General features: G+C 58.2%; 20 protein-coding genes. 8 read left to right on the top strand and 12 right to left on the bottom strand.

What is annotated here, in order from left to right:
* Positions 1 to 82 precede the first annotated feature (82 nt).
* Positions 83 to 727, top strand: coding sequence for a LysE family translocator (locus tag V8J85_RS12020; protein WP_339953989.1), 645 nt, complete (start codon positions 83 to 85; stop codon positions 725 to 727).
* An 18-nt stretch (positions 728 to 745) separates the two neighbouring features.
* Here the strand turns inward: V8J85_RS12020 and glyA are convergent, their stop codons facing one another.
* Positions 746 to 2,041, bottom strand: coding sequence for a serine hydroxymethyltransferase (gene glyA / locus V8J85_RS12015; protein WP_339953988.1), 1,296 nt, complete (start codon positions 2,039 to 2,041; stop codon positions 746 to 748).
* A gap of 175 nt (positions 2,042 to 2,216) precedes the next feature.
* On the opposite strand from glyA, the gene V8J85_RS12010 reads away from it, so the two are divergent.
* On the top strand, positions 2,217 to 2,981 hold the full coding sequence (locus V8J85_RS12010; RefSeq protein WP_339953987.1) for an NAD kinase: 765 nt from the start codon (positions 2,217 to 2,219) through the stop codon (positions 2,979 to 2,981).
* 47 nt (positions 2,982 to 3,028) lie between these two features.
* Here the strand turns inward: V8J85_RS12010 and V8J85_RS12005 are convergent, their stop codons facing one another.
* From V8J85_RS12005 to V8J85_RS11995, 3 genes are all read right to left on the bottom strand, one after another.
* The gene (locus tag V8J85_RS12005) at positions 3,029 to 3,505 is read right to left on the bottom strand and encodes a YHS domain-containing (seleno)protein (protein WP_339953986.1); all 477 of its coding nucleotides are present in this window, start codon (positions 3,503 to 3,505) and stop codon (positions 3,029 to 3,031) included.
* A gap of 224 nt (positions 3,506 to 3,729) precedes the next feature.
* Positions 3,730 to 6,009 carry an NADP-dependent malic enzyme gene (locus V8J85_RS12000; RefSeq protein WP_339953985.1) on the bottom strand — a complete coding sequence of 760 codons (2,280 nt, stop codon included), beginning with the start codon at positions 6,007 to 6,009 and terminating at the stop codon, positions 3,730 to 3,732.
* A gap of 107 nt (positions 6,010 to 6,116) precedes the next feature.
* Positions 6,117 to 6,326, bottom strand: a complete 210-nt coding sequence (locus tag V8J85_RS11995; RefSeq protein ID WP_339953984.1) for a DUF3072 domain-containing protein — start codon at positions 6,324 to 6,326, stop codon at positions 6,117 to 6,119.
* Between the two features lie 114 nt (positions 6,327 to 6,440).
* Here V8J85_RS11995 and V8J85_RS11990 point away from each other — a divergent pair, with 114 nt between their 5' ends.
* The 5 genes from V8J85_RS11990 to upp are packed head-to-tail and all read left to right on the top strand — an operon-like array spanning position 6,441 to position 10,924.
* Positions 6,441 to 6,833, top strand: a complete 393-nt coding sequence (locus V8J85_RS11990; protein WP_339953983.1) for a cytidine deaminase — start codon at positions 6,441 to 6,443, stop codon at positions 6,831 to 6,833.
* A complete protein-coding gene (locus V8J85_RS11985; protein ID WP_339953982.1) occupies positions 6,833 to 8,134 on the top strand; it encodes a thymidine phosphorylase in 1,302 nt (433 codons plus the stop codon). The genes V8J85_RS11990 and V8J85_RS11985 overlap by 1 nt, the downstream gene beginning before the upstream one ends.
* Positions 8,134 to 9,309, top strand: coding sequence for a phosphopentomutase (locus V8J85_RS11980; RefSeq protein WP_339953981.1), 1,176 nt, complete (start codon positions 8,134 to 8,136; stop codon positions 9,307 to 9,309). Before V8J85_RS11985 ends, V8J85_RS11980 begins: the two co-directional genes overlap by 1 nt.
* A complete protein-coding gene (locus tag V8J85_RS11975; RefSeq protein ID WP_339953980.1) occupies positions 9,306 to 10,295 on the top strand; it encodes an adenosine deaminase in 990 nt (329 codons plus the stop codon). Before V8J85_RS11980 ends, V8J85_RS11975 begins: the two co-directional genes overlap by 4 nt.
* Positions 10,292 to 10,924 carry a uracil phosphoribosyltransferase gene (gene upp, locus V8J85_RS11970; protein ID WP_339953979.1) on the top strand — a complete coding sequence of 211 codons (633 nt, stop codon included), beginning with the start codon at positions 10,292 to 10,294 and terminating at the stop codon, positions 10,922 to 10,924. The genes V8J85_RS11975 and upp overlap by 4 nt, the downstream gene beginning before the upstream one ends.
* On the opposite strand, the gene V8J85_RS11965 is transcribed toward upp, so the two are convergent.
* The gene (locus V8J85_RS11965) at positions 10,925 to 11,908 is read right to left on the bottom strand and encodes a hypothetical protein (RefSeq protein ID WP_339953978.1); all 984 of its coding nucleotides are present in this window, start codon (positions 11,906 to 11,908) and stop codon (positions 10,925 to 10,927) included.
* A gap of 122 nt (positions 11,909 to 12,030) precedes the next feature.
* Here V8J85_RS11965 and V8J85_RS11960 point away from each other — a divergent pair, with 122 nt between their 5' ends.
* Positions 12,031 to 14,076, top strand: coding sequence for an NADH:flavin oxidoreductase (locus tag V8J85_RS11960; protein ID WP_339953977.1), 2,046 nt, complete (start codon positions 12,031 to 12,033; stop codon positions 14,074 to 14,076).
* 81 nt (positions 14,077 to 14,157) lie between these two features.
* On the opposite strand, the gene V8J85_RS11955 is transcribed toward V8J85_RS11960, so the two are convergent.
* The 7 genes from V8J85_RS11955 to V8J85_RS11925 all read right to left on the bottom strand — a co-directional run bounded on the left by V8J85_RS11955 (position 14,158) and on the right by V8J85_RS11925 (position 23,769).
* Positions 14,158 to 15,771 carry an AMP-binding protein gene (locus V8J85_RS11955; protein ID WP_339953976.1) on the bottom strand — a complete coding sequence of 538 codons (1,614 nt, stop codon included), beginning with the start codon at positions 15,769 to 15,771 and terminating at the stop codon, positions 14,158 to 14,160.
* A 60-nt stretch (positions 15,772 to 15,831) separates the two neighbouring features.
* Positions 15,832 to 16,980, bottom strand: a complete 1,149-nt coding sequence (locus tag V8J85_RS11950) for an acyltransferase family protein (protein ID WP_339953975.1) — start codon at positions 16,978 to 16,980, stop codon at positions 15,832 to 15,834.
* Positions 16,981 to 17,182: 202 nt separating this feature from the next.
* Positions 17,183 to 19,378, bottom strand: coding sequence for a 3-hydroxyacyl-CoA dehydrogenase NAD-binding domain-containing protein (locus V8J85_RS11945; RefSeq protein ID WP_339953974.1), 2,196 nt, complete (start codon positions 19,376 to 19,378; stop codon positions 17,183 to 17,185).
* A gap of 52 nt (positions 19,379 to 19,430) precedes the next feature.
* Entirely contained in the window at positions 19,431 to 19,880 is a 450-nt protein-coding gene (locus V8J85_RS11940; protein ID WP_339953973.1) for a hypothetical protein, read from the bottom strand.
* 6 nt (positions 19,881 to 19,886) lie between these two features.
* A complete protein-coding gene (locus tag V8J85_RS11935; RefSeq protein WP_339953972.1) occupies positions 19,887 to 21,098 on the bottom strand; it encodes an acetyl-CoA C-acetyltransferase in 1,212 nt (403 codons plus the stop codon).
* 22 nt (positions 21,099 to 21,120) lie between these two features.
* Entirely contained in the window at positions 21,121 to 21,744 is a 624-nt protein-coding gene (locus V8J85_RS11930) for a glutathione S-transferase family protein (RefSeq protein WP_339953971.1), read from the bottom strand.
* Positions 21,745 to 21,990: 246 nt separating this feature from the next.
* Positions 21,991 to 23,769, bottom strand: coding sequence for an acyl-CoA dehydrogenase C-terminal domain-containing protein (locus V8J85_RS11925; protein ID WP_339953970.1), 1,779 nt, complete (start codon positions 23,767 to 23,769; stop codon positions 21,991 to 21,993).
* Positions 23,770 to 23,773 lie beyond the last annotated feature (4 nt).

Raw genomic sequence — 23,773 nt, 5'->3', positions numbered from 1 at the left:
TTGTGCAGACGGCGTGCAGAACATTGCAAAGCGGCGGCAGATGGAACAATATGTGAACATTTAGGTGGCCGTGAAAGGAAACATGATGCAAGACATTCAGCTTTATCTACCCGGTATCCTGCTTGCCTATTCCGCGTTTCTGCTGGCGATTGCCAGTCCGGGTCCGAATATTCTGGCGGTCATGGGAACGTCGATGAGCGTCAATCGTGCGTCAGGCATGTCGCTGGCGATGGGTGTCGCGACCGGATCGTTTACTTGGGCGTTGCTGACGGTGTTTGGTCTGTCGGCAATCCTCGCGACCTATGCGCAGGCTTTGTTACTGATCAAGATTTTCGGTGGGCTTTATTTGCTGTGGCTTGCTTACAAGTCGTTTAAGGCTGCGGCAGCATCCCATGATATCGCAGCGAAAGAGTTGGCCGGTGGCAGGCGAACGCCGTGGGGTTACTTCTCGCGAGGTTACATCATCCAGATGACGAATCCGAAAGCTGCTTTGGCATGGATCGCGATTATCTCGCTAGGTCTGAAAGAGGGTGCACCGGTCTGGGTTGCCGCCGCCATTGTGTTGGGGACGTTCGCGATGTCGGTGGCCATACATCTGCTTTATGCAGTTGCCTTTTCGACACCGGGGATGGTGCGCCTCTATGGAAAAGCGCGCCGTGTGATACAGGGCGCGCTGGGGGCGTTCTTTGCTTTCGCTGGTCTGCGTCTTTTGACGAGCCGGACGTAGGGTGGGTTTCAACCCACCCTACATGTTCGGATAGATCGGGAACTTATCGCAGAGCGCTTCGACCTCGGCCTTCACCTTGGCCTCGACCGCGCCGTTGCCTTCTGCACCATTCGCGGCGAGCCCTTCGGTGACCTCAACGATCCAATCGGCGATCTGCCGGAATTCAGGTTCGCCAAAACCGCGGGTGGTTCCTGCGGGCGAGCCAAGGCGGATGCCTGACGTCACCATCGGCTTTTCCGGATCGAACGGGATACCGTTCTTGTTGCAGGTGATATGGGCACGACCCAGAGCCTTTTCCGTCGCGTTGCCCTTCACGCCTTTGGGCCGAAGGTCGACCAGCATCACATGGCTGTCGGTGCCGCCAGTGACGATATCGAGCCCACCTTTCATCAGTTGGTCGGCGAGCGCTTGTGCGTTCTTGATCACCTGTTCCTGGTAGGTTTTGAATTGAGGTCGCAGTGCCTCGCCAAATGCGACGGCTTTACCGGCGATCACATGCATCAGCGGTCCGCCCTGAATACCGGGGAAGATGGCAGAGTTGAACTTTTTCGCCATGGCTTCGTCATTGGTCAGGATCATCCCGCCACGTGGGCCGCGCAGGGTTTTGTGCGTCGTGGTCGTCGCCACATGCGCATGTGGGAAGGGTGAGGGGTAAAGGCCAGCCGCGACAAGTCCGGCGAAATGGGCCATATCGACCAGCAGGTACGCACCAACCGTATCCGCAATTTCGCGCATCTTGGCGAAGTCGATGATGCGCGGAATGGCCGAGCCACCGGCGATGATCATCTTGGGCTGATGCTCGGCGGTCAGGCGCGCCACCTCATCGTAATCAAGCAGGCTGTCCTGACGGCGGACCCCATATTGGATCGCATTGAACCACTTGCCTGATTGGTTGGGTTTCGCGCCGTGGGTCAGGTGGCCACCGGCATCGAGCGACATGCCAAGGATCGTGTCACCGGGCTGCAAGAGCGCCTGAAACACACCCTGATTGGCTTGCGAGCCGGAATTGGGCTGCACATTGGCGAAATCGCAATCAAAAAGCTGCTTGGCCCGGTCGATAGCGAGGTTTTCGGCCACATCCACATGCTCACACCCGCCATAATAACGGCGACCCGGATAGCCCTCGGCGTATTTGTTGGTCATCACGCCGCCTTGCGCCTCCATCACGGCGGCCGAGACGATGTTCTCGGACGCGATCAGCTCGATCTCTTTGCGTTGCCGTGTCAGCTCTGCCTGCATCGCGGCATGCAGTTCCGGGTCGCGGGTATCGAGTGTTTCGGTGAAAAAGCCGTTGTCGCGGACAGTGACGTTCATGGGTGCATCTCCCCTCAAGCGGTGCGATTGCCGCCTTCTACAGCATGGGTTGCCGGTGCTAAAGCACCAAAACGACCATGGTGATCATGAGGCCGTCACCGGCGTTTCCGATGGGTGCCTTGCGTTTCATCGGCGATCCCCCCACAACTTATCGGAACATAACGGATTTTCGCCAATGCCCCGCCCCAAGATCGCCTTTGTCGCCAGCCCTGTCCCCATCGCGCAAAACGCGCAGCGCGAATTGGCCGCAGCCTATGGGGACGTGGAAGCGCACGAGGCGGATGTGATCGTGGCCCTTGGTGGTGACGGGTTCATGCTGCAGACCCTGCATGCAACCCAAGGCCTGGACGTGCCTGTTTACGGGATGAACCGCGGGACGGTCGGCTTTCTGATGAACGAATTCGGCGCTGATGATTTACGCGCCAGATTAGACGCAGCCGAGGAAGAAATGATCAATCCTCTGACGATGACCGCGCTCGATGCGGACGGCGACATGCACGACGCGCTTGCCATCAATGAGGTCAGCCTGCTGCGTGCCGGGCCGCAAGCGGCGAAGCTGAAGATCACCGTCGATGGGCGATTGCGGATGGATGAACTCGTCTGCGATGGGGCACTTGTTTCGACCCCTGCCGGATCGACGGCCTATAACTATTCCGCGCATGGCCCCATCCTGCCCATCGGGTCTGATGTGCTGGCTCTGACGGCTGTTTCGGCCTATCGCCCCCGCCGTTGGCGTGGGGCGCTGCTGCCGAAAAAGGCGGTTGTGCGACTTGATGTCGTTAATCCACATAAACGGCCCGTTATGGCCGAGGCCGATGGTAAATCGGTGCGCAATGTCGTCAGCGTGGAAATCCGGTCAGAGCCGTCGGTCCGCCACCGCATCCTGTTCGACCCCGGACACGGGTTGGAAGAACGGCTGATCCGCGAGCAATTCGCCTAGAGATATGCGGTGGGGCCATGACAGCCCCACCCGTTCCTGGGTGGCCGTTAGGGGTTCAAATCAGCGGGCGCGACATCCTTCACCTCGGTCCAATGACCCTCGGCGGCCTGGATGAATTTCGGAATATCCTGTGTCCAGCGATCCTGCACGGCAGGCGACAGGTTCAGATACAGTTTGTCATCGACGATTTCCCAGATCTCTGGATCGCCGTCGAATTTGTAGCCGTTCGCCAGACCGAAGGCGCAGAATCCGCCGTATTGGGGCGCATAGCGTTCAGGCTCGGCCTCGAACAGCGCTTTGGTCTCTTCGCTGATAAAGCGATAGACCGCACCGTTATATTCCGACGTGATGTTCACCTGCCCGTCGAGCGGTTCTCCTTCGGTGAAGTAAGAGACGGGATCGACGCCGCGGAGGGCAAGATCGGTCGATGTGATGTTGACGTGGTTCGCATCAGCGAAAGCCGACGTCGCCATCGTGGCCGCAAAAGCAATGGCGGCGATACCGGTTTTGAGCATGGATGTCATTTCGTTCTCCAAAGTGTGTTGTCCGCGAAATGCGCGGCGGGGATTGGTAATGAATTGGTGCTAAAATCTGCTATCGACGCTATCCGGGCGGCGATACCGCGCTCAAATCACTTCGCGCTCACCCCAAAGTGCTTGGGTGGTGAGGCAGTGATATTTCGTGATTTTTCAAAGGTGTAACGGCATGAGGCGCATTTTGCGCAGATTATTGTGCGTTCATGCACATATTAACCGTAATGCGCGACAGGCGTGCCTGCGATCGCGGAAACGTTCAATAGCCCCCGCGCCGTAATCGAGGGCGTCACGATATGGCAGCGATTGCCCATACCCATGAGGATCGGGCCGACCTCGAGCCCACTGGCTTTCATCTTGAGTGCGTTACGCACGCCGGACGCCGCATCGGTATTGGCGAAGATCAACGTATTGGCGGGACCGGGCAGGTTGGCGGCGGGGAAAACCCTTTCGCGAAGTTCAACATCCAGCGCGGTGTCGACATTCATCTCGCCCTCATAGGTGAAATGGCGCGGCGCGCTGTTCAGAATCTCCATCGCCGCACGCATCCGGTCGCCTGTGTCGCAGACAAGATTTCCGAATTGGCTATGGGTACAAAGTGCGATGACCGGGTCAACACCGAACCGCCGTACATGTCGGGCGGCGCCGATCGCGGTTTCAGCGATCTGTTGCGGCGTGGGTTCGGTGTGCACTTGTGTGTCCGCGATGAATAGAGGACCGTCTTCTAATATCATCAGGGACAACGCGGCGACTGGGCTTAGATCGGGCGTGCCGAGGATCTGGGTGACGTAATTCAGGTGCCAGCGGTACTGACCGAACGTGCCGCAGATCACGCTATCGGCCTCGCCGCGATGCACCATGACCGCGCCGATCGCGGTCGTATTCGTTCGCATCACCGCCTTGGCAAGATCCGGCGTGACGCCCCGCCGCGCCATAAGGTCGTGATATGTCTCCCAATAGTCGCGGTAGCGTGGATCGTTTTCGGGGTTCACGACGCTGAAGTCGGTTCCCGGACGGATCGTCAGACCCGCGCGCTCGCAACGCGCCGCGATCACTTCGGGTCTTCCGATCAGGATCGGCGTGTCGGTGGTTTCTTCGATCATGGCCTGAGAGGCACGCAATACCCGCTCATCCTCGCCTTCGGCGAAAACGATTTTGCGGGCGGCGGTGCGGGCGGCTTCGAACACTGGCCGCATGATCATCGAGGATTTGAAGACAGAGGCGTCGAGCTGGGCTTTGTAGGCTTTCATATCCGTGATAGGCCGTGTCGCGATGTCCGTTTCCATCGCCGCGCCCGCGACCGCGCTGGCCACGACGCCCATCAATCTTGGGTCGAATGGCTTTGGGATAAGGTAGTCGGGGCCGAACGTGAGTTCTTCACCGTGATAGGCCGCCGCAGCCTCGGCGCTGGTGGTTGCGCGGGCAAGCGCGGCGATGCCTTCGATACATGCGATCTTCATCGCATCGTTGATATCGGTCGCCCCGACATCGAGGGCACCACGGAAAATGAAAGGGAAGCACAGGACGTTGTTGACCTGATTGGGGAAATCGCTGCGGCCGGTAGCAATGATCGCGTTGGGATTGACCCTGCGCGCATCGTCGGGGCCGATTTCGGGCGTGGGGTTGGCGAGGGCAAAGATGATCGGGCGATCGGCCATTTTGGCGACCATCTCGGGTTTCAGAACGCCGGGGCCGGATAGACCGAGAAACAGGTCCGCATCACCGATCACGTCATCAAGTGTCGCTGGCGTCGTTCCTTGCGCATATTCCGCCTTTTGCGGTGTCATGTCTGTTTTACGGCCTTGGTACACCAGCCCTTCGATATCGCAAAGCCAGACATTTTCGCGTTTCACACCAAGCTTTAGCAGCATGTTGAGGCAGGCAATCCCCGCCGCGCCGCCCCCGGTCGAGACGATCTTGATATCTTCGAAATTCTTGCCCGCAACCCGCAGGGCGTTGGTCGCTGCAGCCCCCACGACAATCGCCGTACCGTGCTGGTCATCATGGAAAACAGGGATATTCATCCGCTCGCGACATAGCTGTTCAACGATGAAACAATCCGGCGCTTTGATGTCTTCGAGGTTGATCGCGCCAAATGTCGGTTCGAGCGCGCAAACGATATCGGCGATTTTTTCCGGGTCGGGCTCGTTCAGTTCGATATCAAAGCAGTCGATGTTTGCGAATTTCTTGAACAGGACCGCCTTGCCTTCCATGACCGGTTTCGACGCCAAGGCACCGATATTACCAAGGCCAAGGACAGCGGAGCCATTGGTCACGACAGCAACAAGGTTGCCGCGTGCGGTGTACATGCTGGCGCTGTTGTCATCCGCTTTTATCTCCAGACAGGCCTCTGCCACGCCGGGCGAATAGGCGCGCGCCAGATCGCGCCCGTTCGCCAGCGGTTTGGTCGCTCGGATTTCCAGCTTTCCGGGTTTCGGGAATTGGTGGTATTTGAGTGCCGCTTGTCGCAGCGTATCTTTTGAGTCGTCTTTCATACCACCTCTCTCCAATATAGTTTAACGTTAAACTATATCCCGATATCCGCGCAAGCTGTCCCTACGTTATGCATGGTTTGGGAGGGCTTGCAAACGGGCGGCACGGATCAGAGGTTCTGTCCCTCGTTCAGTTGCTTGCGCAACACTTCGATCCGGGCAAGCGCCTGCGCCTGCGTCAGGCTTGCGTCGAAAGGCTCGCCCGCGTTTTCGCAAAGCACGCGCAAAAGATCCGCCTGATCGCCGGTCATAGGGCCGTCCGGGTTGTGCGGCGTAGCAACGTCGGGGTCGTCAAGTACTGATTTTGGTGGTGTGGCCATGTCGTCCTCCATTCTATGCTTATACAACGCGGTATCATCGTCCGCGGTTCCGCGGCCCCTTGCATCGGCGCGGCGGTCGGAACACTCTTGGTGGAACCATAAGTAGGAGTTCCCATGTCGCTGATCGATACCGCAAGGGCGGTGCGCCGGAACGCACATGCGCCTTATTCCAAGTTCAAAGTTGGCGCGGCGATACGGGCTGCGTCCGGCACCATCTATGCGGGCTGCAATGTCGAAAACGTCGCCTATCCCGAAGGCACCTGCGCGGAGGCCGGAGCGATTGCCGCGATGATCGCGGGTGGTGATACACGCATCGCCGAGATTGCAGTGATCGCCGACAGTCCCAAACCCGTCAGCCCCTGTGGCGGCTGTCGTCAGAAAATTGCGGAATTTGCCGACGGTGATGTTGAGGTGATCCTGGCCACCACCGATAACGTCGTTCTCAAAACCACCGTGGCCGATCTGCTTCCGGGTGTTTTCGATGCGGATTACATGAGCAAAGTCTGATGGATGCCCGCGCTATCATCGCCGCGATCCGGCGTGAAGAAACACCGCCAGCTGACGATTTGGTATGGTTTGCGCGCGGGCTGGCCAATGGAGATGTAAGCGATGCGCAGGCGGGGGCCTTTGCCATGGCCGTTTGTCTGAACGGTTTCTCTGATGAAGGGCGCGTCGCCCTGACCGAAGGCATGCGCGACAGCGGTGACGTGCTGCAATGGGATCTGCCCGGACCCGTGCTGGACAAGCATTCGACGGGTGGGGTCGGGGATTGTGTTTCGCTGATCCTTGCCCCGGCTTTGGCAGCCTGTGACGTCTATGTACCTATGATCTCGGGCCGGGGGTTGGGTCACACAGGCGGCACGTTGGATAAGCTGGAGGCCATTCCAGGCCTTTCCATTGAAGTAGACGAACGGCGCTTGCGCCGCATCGTGGGCGAGGTCGGCTGCGCAGTCGTTGGTGCCACGGGTCGGATCGCCCCTGCGGACAAACGCCTATATGCGGTGCGTGACGTGACTGCGACGGTAGAAAGCGTCGATTTGATCACCGCGTCGATCCTGTCAAAAAAACTTGCGGCTGGTTTGCAGGGGCTGGTGCTGGACGTGAAGCTGGGCAGCGGCGCGTTCATGAAAACAGTGGGCGATGCCCGGGCCTTGGCCCGTGCTTTGGTCGAGACCGCCAACGGAGCGGGATGCAAGACCGCCGCGATGATTACCGACATGAACCAACCGCTTGCCCCCGCCTTGGGGAACGCTGTCGAGGTGGCCGCTTGCATGGAAGTTCTGGCAGGCAACCGCGCTGCGGCACCGCGGCTGCACGACCTTAGCATCGCTTTGGGCGCGCAGCTTTTGGCTCTGTGTGGGGGCACCGAAGAAGATGCCGCGAAACGCCTGAAGGACGCAATCGCCTCGGGCCGTGCGATGGAACGCTTCGCGCGCATGATCGCCGCACTTGGTGGTCCGCCAGATATGGCGGAGGATTGGCAGACCCATCTGCCGCGTGCGCCGATTGTTGGCGATGTCACGGCGCCGGCCGAAGGCCATGTGACGGCCATCGACGGGCAAGCATTGGGCCTTGCCGTTGCGGCATTGGGCGGTGGTCGACGGGTCGAGACCGATCAAGTCAATCCGGCCGTTGGGCTGACCGATGTGGTTGATCTTGGCACGCAGGTCAAAGCGGGTCAGCCATTATGCACTTTACACGCCGCCGACGAAGACGCGGCAGAGGCTGCGGCCCAAGCGGTGCGCGGGGCGTTCACCATAGGGCCCGTCCCATCACCCGGTCCGCTGATCATCGAAAGGATTTCCTGATGGCCCGTGCCTTTCTTGTAGTGATGGACAGCGTCGGGATCGGCGGTGCCCCGGACGCAGACAAGTTCTTCAACGGCGACATCCCCGATACCGGGGCCAATACAGTTGGCCATATCGCCGAAAAGATGGACCTGAGGCTACCGACACTCGATGCGCTGGGCCTGGGTGCGGCGGTCAAACTGGCGAGCGGCGATAGCGCGCCCGGTCTGAGTGCAAACCCAATGGGTGCCTGGGGAGCGGCGACGGAGATATCGCCTGGCAAGGATACCCCATCCGGTCACTGGGAATTGGCAGGTGTACCGGTGCCATGGGACTGGCATGTCTTTCCCGATACCGCCCCGGCCTTTCCAGAGACATTGACCGCGCAGATATGCGCCATGGCGCAGACCGAAGGGATATTGGGCAATCGCCACGCCTCGGGCACCACCATCATCACCGAGGAGGGGGCGGCGCATATCTCATCCGGTTGGCCGATCTGTTACACGTCGGCTGACAGCGTCTTGCAGATTGCCGCACATGAAGAGGCATTCGGTCTGGACCGCCTGTATCAGCTTTGTGCTGACCTGGCCCCGATGCTGCATGCGATGAAGGTCGGCCGCGTGATCGCGCGCCCGTTTGTCGGGCAGGTCGGTGATTTCAAACGCACCGCGAACCGCAAGGATTACGCGATCGCGCCGCCATCACCGACAATCTGCGACTATGTCCAACAGGCGGGGCGTCCTGTTCATGCGGTCGGCAAAATCGGCGACATCTTCTCAATGCGCGGGATTGACGATCTGCGCAAAGGACGCGATGCGGTGCTGATGGAACATCTGAATGATCTGGTGGACGGAGCGGAAGACGGCGCGTTTGTCTTTGCTAATTTCGTAGAATTCGACAGCGAATATGGGCATCGCCGCGAACCGGAGGGCTATGCTGGACATCTGGCATGGTTCGATGGTGCCCTAGGCCAATTACTGCCGCGCTTGCGCCGGGATGACATGATGATCATCACCGCCGATCACGGCAATGATCCTACCTGGCACGGCACAGATCATACACGCGAACGGGTGCCGGTGCTGGTTCATGGCCTGGGCACACGCAGCCTTGGCCATCTGGCCTTTTTCGATGTCGGCGCCACCATCGCTGACTATCTGCATGTGCCATATGGCGGTGCCGGAAAGAGCTTCTTATGACGTTCAAGAACATCCCAAAAATCGAACTGCACACGCATCTCGAAGGCTGCGCGCCGCCGACATTCATCCGTGGCCTTGCCCGTGAAAAGAACATGGATCTCAGTGGGATATTTACGGGCGATGGCGGCTATGCCTTCCGCGACTTCGATCATTTTCTGAGTGTCTACGAAGCGGCCTGCACTGTCTTGCAAAGCCCCGAGGATTTCCGTCGGCTGACGCTCGCAGTACTTGAGGAGACGGCGCAACATGGCGTGGTCTATATGGAAACCTTCGTCTCGCCCGACTTTTGCGGTGGCGGCGATCTGTCAGCCTGGCGCGACTATGTTGCCGCAATGAAAGACGCCGCGAATGAGGCTGATGCAAAGCTGGGCATCACCTTGCGCGGCATCGTGACAGGTATCCGCCATTTCGGCCCGGAGGCGTGTAAACCCGCGGCCCATTGCGCGGTTGAAACCTTTGGCGATTTCATCGTTGGTTACGGCATGGCAGGCGGTGAAATGGTCGGCCGACCCGCTGACTACACCTACAGTTTTGACATGGCGAGAGAGGCTGAAATGCCGCTCACATGTCATGCAGGCGAATGGGGCGGCCCAACGATGGTTGCCGAAACGCTGGATCACCTGCGGGTCAGCAGGATCGGACACGGGATCGGTGCGGTCAGCGATCCGGCTTTGGTCGATCGGCTTGCTGAAAACGGGACCGTGCTTGAGGTTTGTCCGGGTTCCAACGTCGTTCTAAACGCCGTCAAAGGCTGGGATAGTCATCCCATTGTGCAGCTGCGCGATGCCGGTGTGCCTGTCACCGTCTCGACCGATGACCCACCGTTTTTCCATACCAATATGACCTATGAATACGACATGCTTGCCAAAACGTTCGGTTGGGGGGAAGAGGATTTCGCGGCCATCAACGCGACCGCCCTCGATGCTGCCTTTTGTGACGACGAAACCCGTGCCCGCGCGGCCAAAAGACTGGAGCCTGCCGCATGACCGACCATGTCACCCACGTGACCCACCCGCTGGTGCAACACAAGCTGACGCTGATGCGGCAAAAGGATACCTCAACCGCCGTGTTTCGGCAGTTGCTGCGCGAAATCAGCCAGTTGCTTGCTTACGAGGTCACGCGCGGGCTACCGATGACGACACGGCGTATCGAAACGCCTCTTGAACCGATGGATGCGCCGGTGATCGCCGGCAAGAAACTGGCACTGGTGTCGATCCTGCGGGCGGGCAATGGGTTGCTTGACGGTGTGCTGGAACTGATTCCCTCGGCCCGGGTGGGGTTTGTGGGGCTCTACCGTGATGAGGAAACGCTGCAGCCGGTACAGTATTACTTCAAGGTACCCACCGAACTGGAAGACAGATTGGTGATCGCGGTCGACCCGATGCTGGCCACCGGAAATTCGTCTGCGGCTGCGATTGACCTTTTGAAGGGGGCGGGTGCCAAAAATATACGTTTTCTTTGCTTGTTGGCTGCGCCCGAAGGGATCGCCCGCATGAAAGAAGCCCATCCCGACGTCCCTATCGTAACCGCCGCAATCGACAGTCACCTGAACGATCATGGTTACATCGTTCCCGGTCTGGGCGATGCGGGGGATCGGATGTTCGGGACCAAGTAGTCAGGCATTGCATATGTTCTGCAGGCTGATCCAGTCGCTGTCGTTCAGGATAGGTGTCACTGGATCCGGTGTGACTGAAAAGTCCGGCGCATTCGCAGCTGCGACATAAGGCGCGCTTGGCACTTTGGCTGCTTCGAAGGTCAACGCCAGGTTTTCAGCATGGGGTGTGACGGGTGCGATTCTTGTGGCATAAGCTGCGAGGATATCGGTGGGGAGTTCGCCGGTGGTCAAAAGGCGCAATGTGGTCCCAAAGCCCGCATCCCTCAGGATTGACGCCAGTGGATCGTGATCGGTGCCCATCGCCCGTTGCGACAGTACATATCCCGCAGTCACCGCAGGGTCGTCAGAGGTCTGCACGACGCTTTTGTCCAGAACGTTGATGCCGCCAGGCAGAGCGACGGCCTTTGCATCGAGATCAGGCAAAATCACGATCTGCATCGGGGTCTGACCGCCGAACAGGCGTGCCGCCAATCGTTCTGCCGCGGCCACGCCATCGGGGGTACGGCAGGCTGGCCCCGCCTTTGCCTGCAGATGACCCAGAATTGCCGCCCCGATTTCGATCCGCTTGGGTGCCGGCACAACTGCCAGAGTCTGGCGCATCAACGCACCCGGTAGCCAGAAAATGGCCAATGCCAACACGATCAGTATACTGGCCGCCGTCACCCAGTGCCGCAGCTTGCCCGGCTTGGGGCGGGCCTTGGCCAGGGCCTTGCGCACCTCCTCGATCGCGGCCACCATCGTATCCTCTGCGATCTCCAGCGCTTCGCTCGCCTCGTCGTCGGGTATGTAAATCGCCGGTCGCTCGCCCGGGTTTTCGCGGATCAAGGCGGGTAAGGACCAATGGCTGAGCGGACGGCCTGCAGGGTCGCTGATCACCAGCGTCGCGTCGCCGAACGACACGACGACATCACGTCGCTGCGCATCCGGCCCGGCCCGCCAGAGCCCGCCGCTTTCCAGCCGCACATATTTGTCGAGTGCTGTCATCTGCCCCAAAATGCCTTTTGGCAGGCACGATACCGTTTGGTTCGCGCGATGTCATGTCGGAAACGGACTAGCGTCTCTGCGCCGCTACAGCCCTAATCAACCCACCCGAACTGGAGGCCGCAATGACATCTGATCCTTTGTTGCAACCTTACCAGCTTAAACATCTGACCCTGCGCAACCGCATCATGATCAGCAGCCACGAACCGGCGTATGCAGTCAATGGGATGCCGCAGGACCGCTACATCGCCTATCATGCTGAGCGGGCGAAGGCCGGTCTGGCGCTAACCATGACCGCAGGGTCGGCGGCGGTGTCACGCGACAGCCCGCCTGCCTTTAACAACATCCTGGCCTACCGGGATGAGGTCGTTCCCTGGATCAAACGCCTGACGGATGCCTGCCATGAACATGGTTGCGCAGTCATGATCCAGATCACCCATCTGGGGCGCCGGACGACATGGAACAAGGGCGATTGGCTGCCTTCATTGTCTGCCGGAATGCATCGCGAACCTGCCCACAGGGCCTTTCCCAAGGTGATGGAAGATTGGGACATCGCCCGCGTTATAGTCGATTTCGCCGATGCCGCAGAACGGATGCAAGCTGGCGGCATGGACGGGATCGAGATCGAGGGTTACGGTCATCTGATTGATCAGTTCTGGTCACCGCTGACGAACGACCTAGACGGGCGTTACGGCAACGCCACCCTGCAATCGCGAATGCAATTCGGCCTCGACGTCATCGCCGCGATCCGCAAACGGGTCGGTGATGATTTTATCATCGGACTGCGTTACACGGCCGACGAAACCAAGCCGGGCGGAATTGATGCGGCAACCGGGCTCCAGATGGCCCAGATATTCAAAGAGACGGGGCAGGTCGATTTTCTCAACATCATTCGTGGACGTGTCTCGACGGACCCCGACCTCACCGATGTGATCCCGGTTCAGGGCATGACATCGGCGCCCCATTTGGATTTCGCCGGGTCGGTGCGCGCGACCACCGGACTTCCCACTTTTCACGCTGCGCGCATTCCCGACGTCGCGACGGCGCGCCATGCGATCGCAAGCGGGCTCTTGGACATGGTGGGCATGACGCGGGCCCACATCGCTGACCCGCATATCGTCCGAAAGATCGTCGCGGGACACGAAGACAGGATCAGGCCTTGCGTGGGCGCGACCTACTGTCTCGACCGGATTTATCAAGGGGGTGAGGCGCTTTGCATACATAACGCCGCTACCGGGCGGGAACTGACGATACCGCATGACATCACGCCCGCGGCGAAACGCAAGAATATCGTCATCGTCGGTGCCGGTCCAGCGGGTTTAGAGGCGGCGCGAGTCTGCGGGGCGCGAGGGCATCGCGTCACCGTTTTCGAGGCCGCCGATCAACCCGGCGGCCAGATCCGTCTGACCGCACGCAGCAAACGCCGGGCCGAGATGATCGGAATCGTCGATTGGCGTATGGCCATGTGCGGGGACTATGACGTGACCTTTCATTTCAACACCTATGCCGCAGCGTCCGACATCACCGCCCACAACCCCGATATCGTCGTCATCGCCACAGGTGGCATCCCCAACCTGACGCTTTTGGAACAACAGGCCGAGGCCCACCATGTGATCAGCGCGTGGGATATCATCGCAGGCGATGTGAAGCCTGCGGACCATGTGCTGATCTATGACGAAGCCGGAGATCATCCGGCGATGCAAGCCGCCGAGATCGCAGCTGCCACGGGTGGAAAAGTCAATGTGATGACCCCCGACCGCAGCGTCGCGCCCGAGATCATGGCGATGAATCTTGTCCCCTACATGCGCGATCTGCAGGGCAAGAACGTCACGTTCACCGTGGCGCGGCGGTTTTTCGGGGTCAAAAAACACGGCAACAAACTGACGGCGAGGATTGGTACGGATTACAGCGATCTGACGACGTCCGAGGATTACGATCAGATCGTTGTAAACTATGGCACGACACCGTGCGATGATCTCTATTTTGAACTCCGTGAAGCGTCATCGAACCGAGGCGAGGTCGATCAGGCGGCGCTGATCGGGGGGCTGCCGCAGGATATCGTCTCAAATCCTGACGGCAGTTACCAACTTTTCCGCATCGGTGACGCGGTGTCGTCGCGAAATACGCATGCGGCGATCTATGACGCGCTGCGTTTATGTTATGTGATGTGAACCGAAGGGTACGTAGACCCGGTCCTCTGCATCGTTTCCAGCATGACGTCGCGGTTCAGGGCGGTGACTGCGGTGTCAGGACTACATATCCTTGGCTAGCTTTCGCAATTCGAACTTCTGGATTTTTCCGGTCGATGTCTTCGGCAATTCCTGGAACACGACTTTTTTCGGCGTCTTGAACCCCGCCAGTCGTTCGCGGGTGAAGGCGATCATTTCAGCCTCGTCCGCCTCTGCCCCGTCTTTTAACTCGATGAACGCGCAAGGCACCTCGCCCCACTTATCGTCAGGCTTGGCGACCACCGCGCAGAGATTGACGGCGGGGTGATGCATCAGCGCGCCTTCGACCTCGACGGAGCTGATGTTTTCCCCACCCGAAATGATGATATCCTTGGCGCGGTCGGAAATCTGGATCGACCCGTTTGGATGCTGGATGGCCAAATCCTCTGAATGAAAGTACCCGCCTGCAAAAGCTCTCTCGGTTGCCTCGGGGTTTTTGAGGTAGCCTTTCATCACCGTATTGCCGCGCATGACGATTTCGCCCTGTGTGGTGCCATCCATCGGCACCTGCGCCATCTGATCGTCAACGACCGTCACATCCTCCATCATCGGAAAGGCGACACCCTGCCGGGCCTTGATTGCTGCCTGTTCATCCGCGGGCAGGGTGTCCCATTCGTCGTCCCAGATGCATTCTGTCACATGTCCATAGGTTTCGGTCAGGCCATAGACCTGTTTGATATTGAACCCCAATTTCCCAATGGCTGCCAATGTCGCCGGGGCAGGGGGTGCGCCTGCGGTGAACACCTGTACGACATGATCGAACGGGCGGCGCTCTTCCTCTTTCGCGTTGACGATAAGGTTCAGCACGATCGGGGCGCCGCCAAAATGCGTCACGCCCTCATCACCGATCGCGTCATAGACGGCCTTGGCGCTGATATCGCGGCAGCACACGACCGTGCCGCCAAGGCTGGGCATCATCCATGTATGGTTCCAGCCGTTACAGTGAAACAGCGGCACGATCTGCAGATAGCGCATGAACAGCGGCAATTCCCACGAAATCGGCGTACCCATCGTCATCAGATAGGCCCCGCGATGATGGTAGACGACACCCTTGGGGCGACCCGTCGTGCCAGAGGTATAGTTCAGCGCCAGACTGTCCCATTCATCCTCTGGCATGATCCACTTGAAATCCGGATCACCCGTGGCGAGGAAGTCTTCGTAATCCTGCTGCTCGGCCATGGCGGGCACACCCGCCTGTTCGTCAGGCACTTCGATGATCAAGGGTGGCGCGCCCTCCATCATATCTATCGCAGCCATCACCAGTGGCAGGAACTGGCTGTCGACAAGGGCAACCTTCGCCTCTCCGTGATCGAAGATATAGGCGACCGTATCGACATCCAGCCGCGTGTTGATCGTGTTCAGAACCGCGCCGCAGGCCGGGATGCCAAATGCGGCCTCAGACTGGGCCGGCACATTCGGCAGGACCGTGGCCACCACATCCCCCGATTTGACGCCAGCCTTGACCAAGGCCGATGCCAGCCGCGACACCCGCGCGTGGTATTCAGCATAGCTGCGCCGGATCGTGCCATAGACCAGCGCCTCTCGGTCGCGGAAAACGCGCGCTGCGCGTTGTAGATGCGATAGTGGCGTCAACGGTACGAAGTTTGCGCTGTTCTTGCCCAAGCCGGTTTCGTTCATGGTGATACCCCCTTACGGCAATAAGAGGCGGTTCTTGGGGTGTTTGACAAGAGCGGCGGTTTAAACAGAGCGCGTTTTTTGGTCTAACGGTGTGCGGCAAGGCAAATCTGTTTCCGAGCGTTTCGACAGCCGTCCCGCAGTGACTTTTAGTCCTATCTCCTTGATCCGATCCGGCAAATGCTCAAAAACGCGCAACAGCAGGGTGTGGAATTTGACCCCCACATAAATCATGATCCCGCTCGCAAGGATCAATTCCGGAAAATAGAGGTCGCTGAGATGCGGTGCATCTGTGATGGCGATCAAGACCGGTGAATGCATGAAAAAAATGATCAGGCTGCGATCCGCGACCCAATCGATCAACGGCATACTTATCGTTTTCGTTTGATCGAAAAACGACAAGAGCAGCAATCCAAGCAAGATTTTTTGCACTGCGAACAGGTCGATCTGACCCAGATTTTGACCAAAACTGTGTAGATAGACCCCGGTCTGGCCGATCTGCATTTGCATCGCAACGATCGCGGCGACACCGAACGCAAGTAGGGCTTCTTTACCTTTCAGCCACACAAGAACCATGGGCAGGTTTTGCCCGATCATCAGCCCAAACCAGAATACCGGCAGGTAATATCCCAGCGCGTGGATTGGTCCGTAAATGTCATATGCGCCCGGCCGGTGTGTGATTGCGGAAAGGGCGAGGCCAACTGCGACCAGAACAGCCTGTATCGCCAATGGCCTGCGACTAAACCATAAGTGTAGTGGTGTCAGCGCCATCAGAAGAAGAAAGAACGGCACGAACCAATACGAATGTGCCATGCTACCGTTTATCATCATGCGCACGAAGTGGTAGACGGGGTTTATTCCGGCGCTTAGTCCTTCCTTTATACCCGTCGTCAGCGCAAGAAAGACCCCAATGGTCAGATAAATACCGCTGAATTGCGCCCATCGACGGCGTAAGATATCGCGGGTGCGTGTCCGGCCAGCGTTCAGTCGTGGGACGGCTTTTATCTGAAACAAAATCCCTGCGATCAGCACAAAGTACACGGTCGCGGACGCGATGAGCAAATAGATGGGGCCAAAGTGCAGCTGTGCAGGTCGAAGTGAGACAATGATAAATGCATGTCCGACGACGACGCAGATCGCCGCAAATCCACGTAGCCGGTTCAAGTTGGTGAGTTGCAGTTCTTTACTTTTAAGGGCCGGTAGCGCGATCATATAGTGCATTCTTGTGTTGATTGGTAAACCTATCAACTTGTCTACTTAGACGCGATCTTGAACACGAAATTTGATAGCCCAAAAAAACGGCCTCGAAAAGAGGCCGATTTCTAATGCGTGCTTTTTAACAAGCAGAGCGCTTTTCGTAACAGGGATTATCGGAGTGCGGCGCATCCCTTGATTGTGGGATGCGCCGGTTTCGTCAGGCGGCTTTTGCGTCCTGCCCGAAGCGGCCATAGAAGGTCTGGCCCTTTTCGGCCATCTCGCGCAGCAGTTCCGGTGTCTTGAACCGTTCGCCAAACTGTTCGGTCAGCTGATCACAACGCTCTGCTGCATAGGGCGCCCCGATGATGTCGAGCCAGCTGAAGGGACCGCCGGACCATGGGGCAAATCCCCAACCAAGGATCGCGCCGACGTCACCCTCGCGGATGTCTTCCAGTACGCCTTCTTCCAGCGCGCGGACGGCCTCGAGGACTTGTGCGAAGAGCAAACGATGCTGCACCGTCGTCAGGTCGGGTTGTTCATCGGCGACGGGGTACTTCGGTGCAAGACCGTCCCACAGTCCTTGCCGCTTTCCCTTGTCGTCATAGGCATAGAAGCCGCTTTTAGACTTGCGGCCCAACCGGTCCTGATCGAACATCCAGAATAACACCTCGTTCACGGCCTCATTCGGATAATCATCCCCCATCGCCGCCTTGGTCGCCTTGGCGATCTTGACGCCGAGATCGATCGAGGTCTCATCCGTTAGCTGCAGCGGACCCAACGGCATCCCAACCAGCTTGGCGGCGTTTTCGATCAGCGCAGGCTCAACACCTTCCTTCACCATTCGAATACCTTCGTTGATGTAAGGAATGATGCAGCGGTTGGCGTAGAAGAACCGTTCGTCATTGACGACAATCGGGGTCTTCTTGATCTGACGGACATAGTCGAGTGCCTTGGCCACGGCCACGGGACCCGTTTCCTTGCCCTTGATGATCTCGACCAGCAGCATCTTGTCCACTGGTGAGAAAAAGTGGATGCCGATGAATTTCTCTGGATCGGCAGATGCCTTTGCCAGCTCAGTGATCGGCAGGGTCGATGTATTGGTTGCAAAAACGCAGTCTGCGCCAGTCACAGCCTGCACATTTTTGGTGACCTCGGCCTTGACGCCCACATCTTCGAACACCGCCTCGACGATCAGATCGCAGCCTACGAGGGCCGCATAATCGGTCGTCGCGTTGATTAGCCCCAGCACGGCATCTTTCTTTTCTTCGGTTGCCTTCTTCCGTGCGATACCCTTGTCCATGTAGTCGGCGGTGTAGGATTTACCCTTGTCTGCCGCTTCCTGCTTGGCGTCGATCAGGACCACCTGAATACCTGCAAGTGCAGACACCAGCGCAATCCCCGCACCCATCATGCCAGCGCCGATGATGCCGACCTTGCTAACCTTCTGGTCCGGCGCGTCGGGACGGTTCGCGCCTTTTTCAAGGGCTTCCTTGTTGATGAATATGCTGCGGATCATCGCCGAGGATGATGGGTTCATCAGCACATTGGTGAACCAACGCGCCTCGATCTTCAGAGCTTGGTCAAAGGGTACCAAAGCACCTTCATAGACAGCCGAAAGCAGCGCTTTGGCAGCGGGATAGACACCTTGCGTCTTGCCATTCACCATGGCAGAGGCGCCGACAAAGGTCATGAAGCCTGCGGGGTGGTATGGCGCGCCGCCCGGCATTTTATAACCTTTTTCATCCCACGGTTTGACGATTTTGGGTTCTGACAGAACCCATTCCTTTGCCTTGGCCATCAGTTCATCTGCGGGTACGACCTCATCGATTACGCCAGCCGCCATCGCCTTCTTGGGATCGTTCAGCTTACCCTCTAGCAATAGCGGAGAGGCCGCCATCGCCCCCAGTTTGCGCACCAGCCGTGTGGTCCCGCCGCCACCAGGGAAGATACCGACCATGATCTCGGGCAGGCCGATCTTGGCCTTGGGGTTGTCGGCGGCAAAAATGCGGTGACAAGCCAGTGGCAATTCCAGACCGATTCCAAGGGCGGTGCCGGGCAGGGCGGCGGCAATCGGCTTGCCACCTTTGTTGGTTTTGGGATCCATGCCCGCGCGTTCCAGCTTGCGCAGCATGTGGTGGCCGTTCATCGTGAAATCGAACAGGCCCTGCGCAGGATTGTCGCCGCTTTCATCGCGGATGCTGGCCAGCACGTTCAGGTCCATGCCGCCAGCGAATGTGTCCTTGCCCGACGTAATTACAATGCCTTTCACGGCTTCGTCGGTCAAAGCATCGGATACCAAACCGTCCAGTTGCGCCATGGCATCACGGCTCATCACGTTCATGGATTTGCCGGGAGTGTCCCATGTGACGACCGCAACGCCATCGGCATCCTTGGTCATGGTGAAATCTGTCATTTTTTCTCTCCTATGTGGGAGTTGCATATCGTGCCGCGCAGGGGCGGCTTATCTATCGTCTTGTTTTTCCGTGGGAAAACGTGATCGCCTGCCATGACGTGTCGGAAAGCGCGTTCTGCGATCCCGTTACCTTCCACCGTCCATCAATCAGGTCCAGCGAAGACCAGACCTCGTATGGTTCGCGCGTGCGCGCGCCGTTGCGGATCAGGTCCGAAACATGGGCGCCCATGATCTTGTCCTCGCCAAGAAATGCAGCGCCAGTACAGGTGCGGATGAAATCTGTCACACCCAGACCGGCCAGATATTCCCGGAAATGATGGAACGAGGTTTCCAGATCTTCGGTGGTGTCGATCACAAAGTATTTTCCCTCGGTCGAGAAGTGGTGGGGTACATGGACCATCTGTCGAAAGCTGGCGAAATCATTGTCGAAATAGGAGGCACCGATCTTCTCCAGCAACCCCTGGTAAATGTCTTTCGCCGCGCTTTCCGTCAGTTGATCCAATGGCTCTTAAACCCTCTCGATGATCGTTGCCGCCCCCATACCGGATGCGATGCACAATGTTGCGAGGCCGGTACCCTTGCCAGTCCGTTCCAGTTCATCCAGCAGCGTGCCGATGATGATCGCGCCCGTTGCCCCCAGCGGGTGACCCATGGCGATCGAACCACCGTTCACATTGACCACGCTGTCATCGACATCAAACCGCTGCATAAAGCGTAGGACGACGGACGCAAACGCCTCGTTGACCTCAAACAGATCAATGTCACTGATGCTCATTCCGCTGTCGGCCATGATTTTTTCGGTCACGGGTACCGGGCCGGTCAGCATGATCGTCGGATCCGTACCGATTTTGGCGGTTGCCTTGATCCGTGCGCGTGGCTTGATCCCGTGTGCCTCGCCCCATTCCTTGTTGGCGATCAGGACGCCAGCTGCGCCGTCGACGATCCCCGAAGAGTTACCCGCATGGTGGATGTGATTGATCCGCTCCAGATGCGGATACTTCATCAGCGCGACCTTGTCGAAGCCAGGCATGACCTCACCCATTTGCTGGAACGACGCATTCAGTGCACCAAGACCCTGCATATCCGTGCCGGGGCGCATGTATTCGTCATTATCCAGGATGGTCAGTCCGTTGACGTCCTTGACCGGCACGATCGACTTGTCAAACCGCTTGTCCGCCCACGCCGCGGCGGCGCGTTTTTGGCTTTCGACAGCCAGCGCATCGGCATCGTCGCGGGTAAACCCGTACTCCGTGGCGATTATGTCGGCAGAAATCCCTTGCGGGACGAAATAGGTGTTCATGGCGATGGATGGATCAACCGCAATCGCCGCTCCGTCTGATCCCATGGCGACGCGACCCATCATTTCAACGCCACCGGCGATATAAGCCTGACCCGCTCCGCCTTTGACCTGATTGGCGGCCAGGTTCACGGCTTCCATGCCGGAGGCACAGAACCGGTTGATGGCAAGGCCGGGGATGCGTTCGTCAAGATCAGAGGCCAGCACGGCGGTCCGGGCAAGACACCCGCCCTGTTCGCCGACCTGCGTGACGTTTCCCCAGATCACGTCTTCCACGACATGACCTTCAAGATTATTGCGCGCTTTCAGCTCGTTCAGCACACCGGCGGACAGGCGTGCGGATGTCACCTCGTGCAGGCTGCCATCCTTGCGGCCCTTGCCACGCGGGGTACGCACGGCGTCGTAGATATAGGCTTCGGTCATTATTTCCTCCAATTAGGTCGCGTCACCCAAGGGCGCGCGGCATCAGTTCGTAAGGGTGTTTCCAGCCGGACTGCGCGGCGATGCCGCTAAGCCAGCGGTCGATATTTGGGTACTTGGCACGGTCAAAGGTGAAGTCTTCGTCATAGAAAAGGTAGCCGCAGCAAGCGATATCAGCGATTGTGATCTCCTCACCTGCCAACCAATCACGGCCGTCGAGATGAAATTCGATCACTTTCAGCGCAGAGGAAAGACGCATCGCCATAAAGGCATTTACGTCTGCATTGCGTTTCTCTTCAGGTAGGAAGTTCATGTTGAAACGCAATGGCCCGGCGACGCCCGACACTTTGTGATTGTCAAAGAACATCCAGCGCAGCACCTCGCGTCGTTCGGCGGCGGATTTCCCGCCGAGCTTGCCGGTCTTGGAACTGATGTAGTCCTGAATGACACCGGATTGGGTCAGCACCGTGTCGCCGTCTTCCAGCACAGGCACTTCGCCCATCACGTTCAAGGCGCGAAATTCGGGAGAGCGGGAGGCACCTTTGAAGAAGTCCACGAAAACGGGCTCCCACGCCTCACCAGCGAGGGTGAGCGTAAGCGCGGCTTTGTAAGCGTTTCCGCTTTCTCCAAAGCAATGCAATTTTATCATGATGCAGCTCCTCCCAGAGTGTCAGCCCGTGGTGGGCCTCATTTTACCTTTGCTGACGTACCAGCCAACAACACCAACCTCTGGCTGTCATTTTGTGGACTCATATCTATTGGCCTTAGCCACCCGGAGCCCCGCCCATGCTGCCGTACGTCGACGCCAGAGTCCAAAAGATAGCAAAACCTACGATTGCGATCACAACAAGTGTGATCGCAACCGCGACAGCTATTTTTGATTTGCGTGTATTCTTCAAAAGTTTGCCGCTTCCAGCGCCATCACAGTGTCGGCACCGGTATTGATCCGGGACAGATGCATGGATGTGGCTGGGAGTTGCCGGGCCATATAGTAGCGGCCGGTCGCAATCTTGGTCTCGTAAAATTCCTTGTCCGATGCACCGCCTTCAAGGGATTCCATCGCGGCCTTCGCCATCCGTGCCCACATCAGACCAAGGCAGACATGCCCCATCATGTGCATGAAATCGTAAGAGCCTGACAGCGCGTTGTTGGGATTCTTCATGCCGTTCTGCATGAAATACATGCCCGCGGCCTGAAGGTCCTTGGACGCGGCTTTCAGCGGGTCGAGGAAGTCAGCTTTCAGGGCTTCATTGCCTTCATTCTCTTTGATGAATGTTTTGATCATCTCGAAGAACGCCATGACGTGCTTGCCGCCATCCTGCGCCAGTTTCCGGCCCACAAGGTCAAGCGCCTGAATGCCGTTGGCGCCTTCGTAGATCATGGCGATCCGGGCGTCGCGGGCGTATTGGGACATGCCCCATTCTTCGATATAGCCGTGGCCGCCATAGACCTGCTGGGCGGCCGTCGCGTATTCAAAGCCCTTGTCGGTCAGGAAGCCTTTGATGACGGGTGTCATCAAAGAGATCAGGCCGTCCGCGTCTTTGTCTTCATTCTTATGCGCCCGGTCGATCAGCATCGCGCCCCAATAGGTAAACGCGCGCGCGCCTTCGACAAAGCTCTTCTGATCCATCAGGTTGCGACGGATGTCAGGGTGCACGATCAGAGGGTCTGCGGGGCCGTCGGGGTTCTTGGCCCCCGTCACATCACGCCCCTGCAGGCGATCGTTAGCATAAGCCACTGCGTTCTGATACGCGCTTTCGGCCTGGGCGTAGCCCTGCAGGCCGACCCCCAGACGCGCTTCGTTCATCATCGTGAACATGGCGCGCATGCCTTTGTGTTCTTCACCGATCAGGAAACCGGTGGCTTCGTCATAGTTCATCACACAGGTTGAGTTACCGTGAATGCCCATCTTTTCTTCGATCTTGCCGCAGGCGACGCTGTTGCGCTGACCAAGTGAACCATCATCGTTCACCATGAACTTCGGCACAATGAACAGCGACACGCCTTTGATCCCCTCGGGCCCGCCCTGAATCTTGGCAAGAACGAGGTGGATGATGTTGTCGGCCATGTCATGTTCACCAGCCGAGATGAAGATCTTTTGGCCAGAGATTTTATAGGAGCCGTCGCCGTTTGGCACCGCTTTCGTGCGCATCAGACCCAGATCGGTGCCACAATGCGGTTCGGTCAGGTTCATGGTGCCGGTCCATTCGCATGTGACCATCTTGGGCAGATATTTCTGTTTCTGCTCGTCCGATCCGTGGATATAGATCGCCGAATAGGCACCGTGGGTCAGGCCCTGATACATATTGAAGGCCATGTTGGCCGATACGAACGGCTCTTGCGCCGCGGTGTGCATGATGTAAGGCAGGCCTTGGCCGCCATATTCAGGATCGCAGTCCATGGCGGTCCAGCCGCCTTCCTTCATTTGCTCGAAGGCTTCTTTGAAACCGGTTGGCGTTCGAACGACACCGTTTTCCATAACACACCCTTCGGTATCACCGACGGCATTCAGCGGGTGAAGCACCTCAGTGGCGACTTTGCCGGCTTCTTCTACAACCGCATTGGTGAAATCAGGGTCCAGGTCTTCGAAACCCGGGATATTCTGTTCGCTGACTTTCAACAGGTCATGCAGAACGAATTGAATATCTTTGGTTGGTGCGTTGTAGATCGGCATGGAC

This window comes from Yoonia sp. 2307UL14-13, assembly GCF_037572755.1.
GTDB lineage: Bacteria > Pseudomonadota > Alphaproteobacteria > Rhodobacterales > Rhodobacteraceae > Yoonia.
Note: the sequence above shows the minus strand (reverse complement) of the source record. Positions and strands in the feature narration are given on the sequence as shown.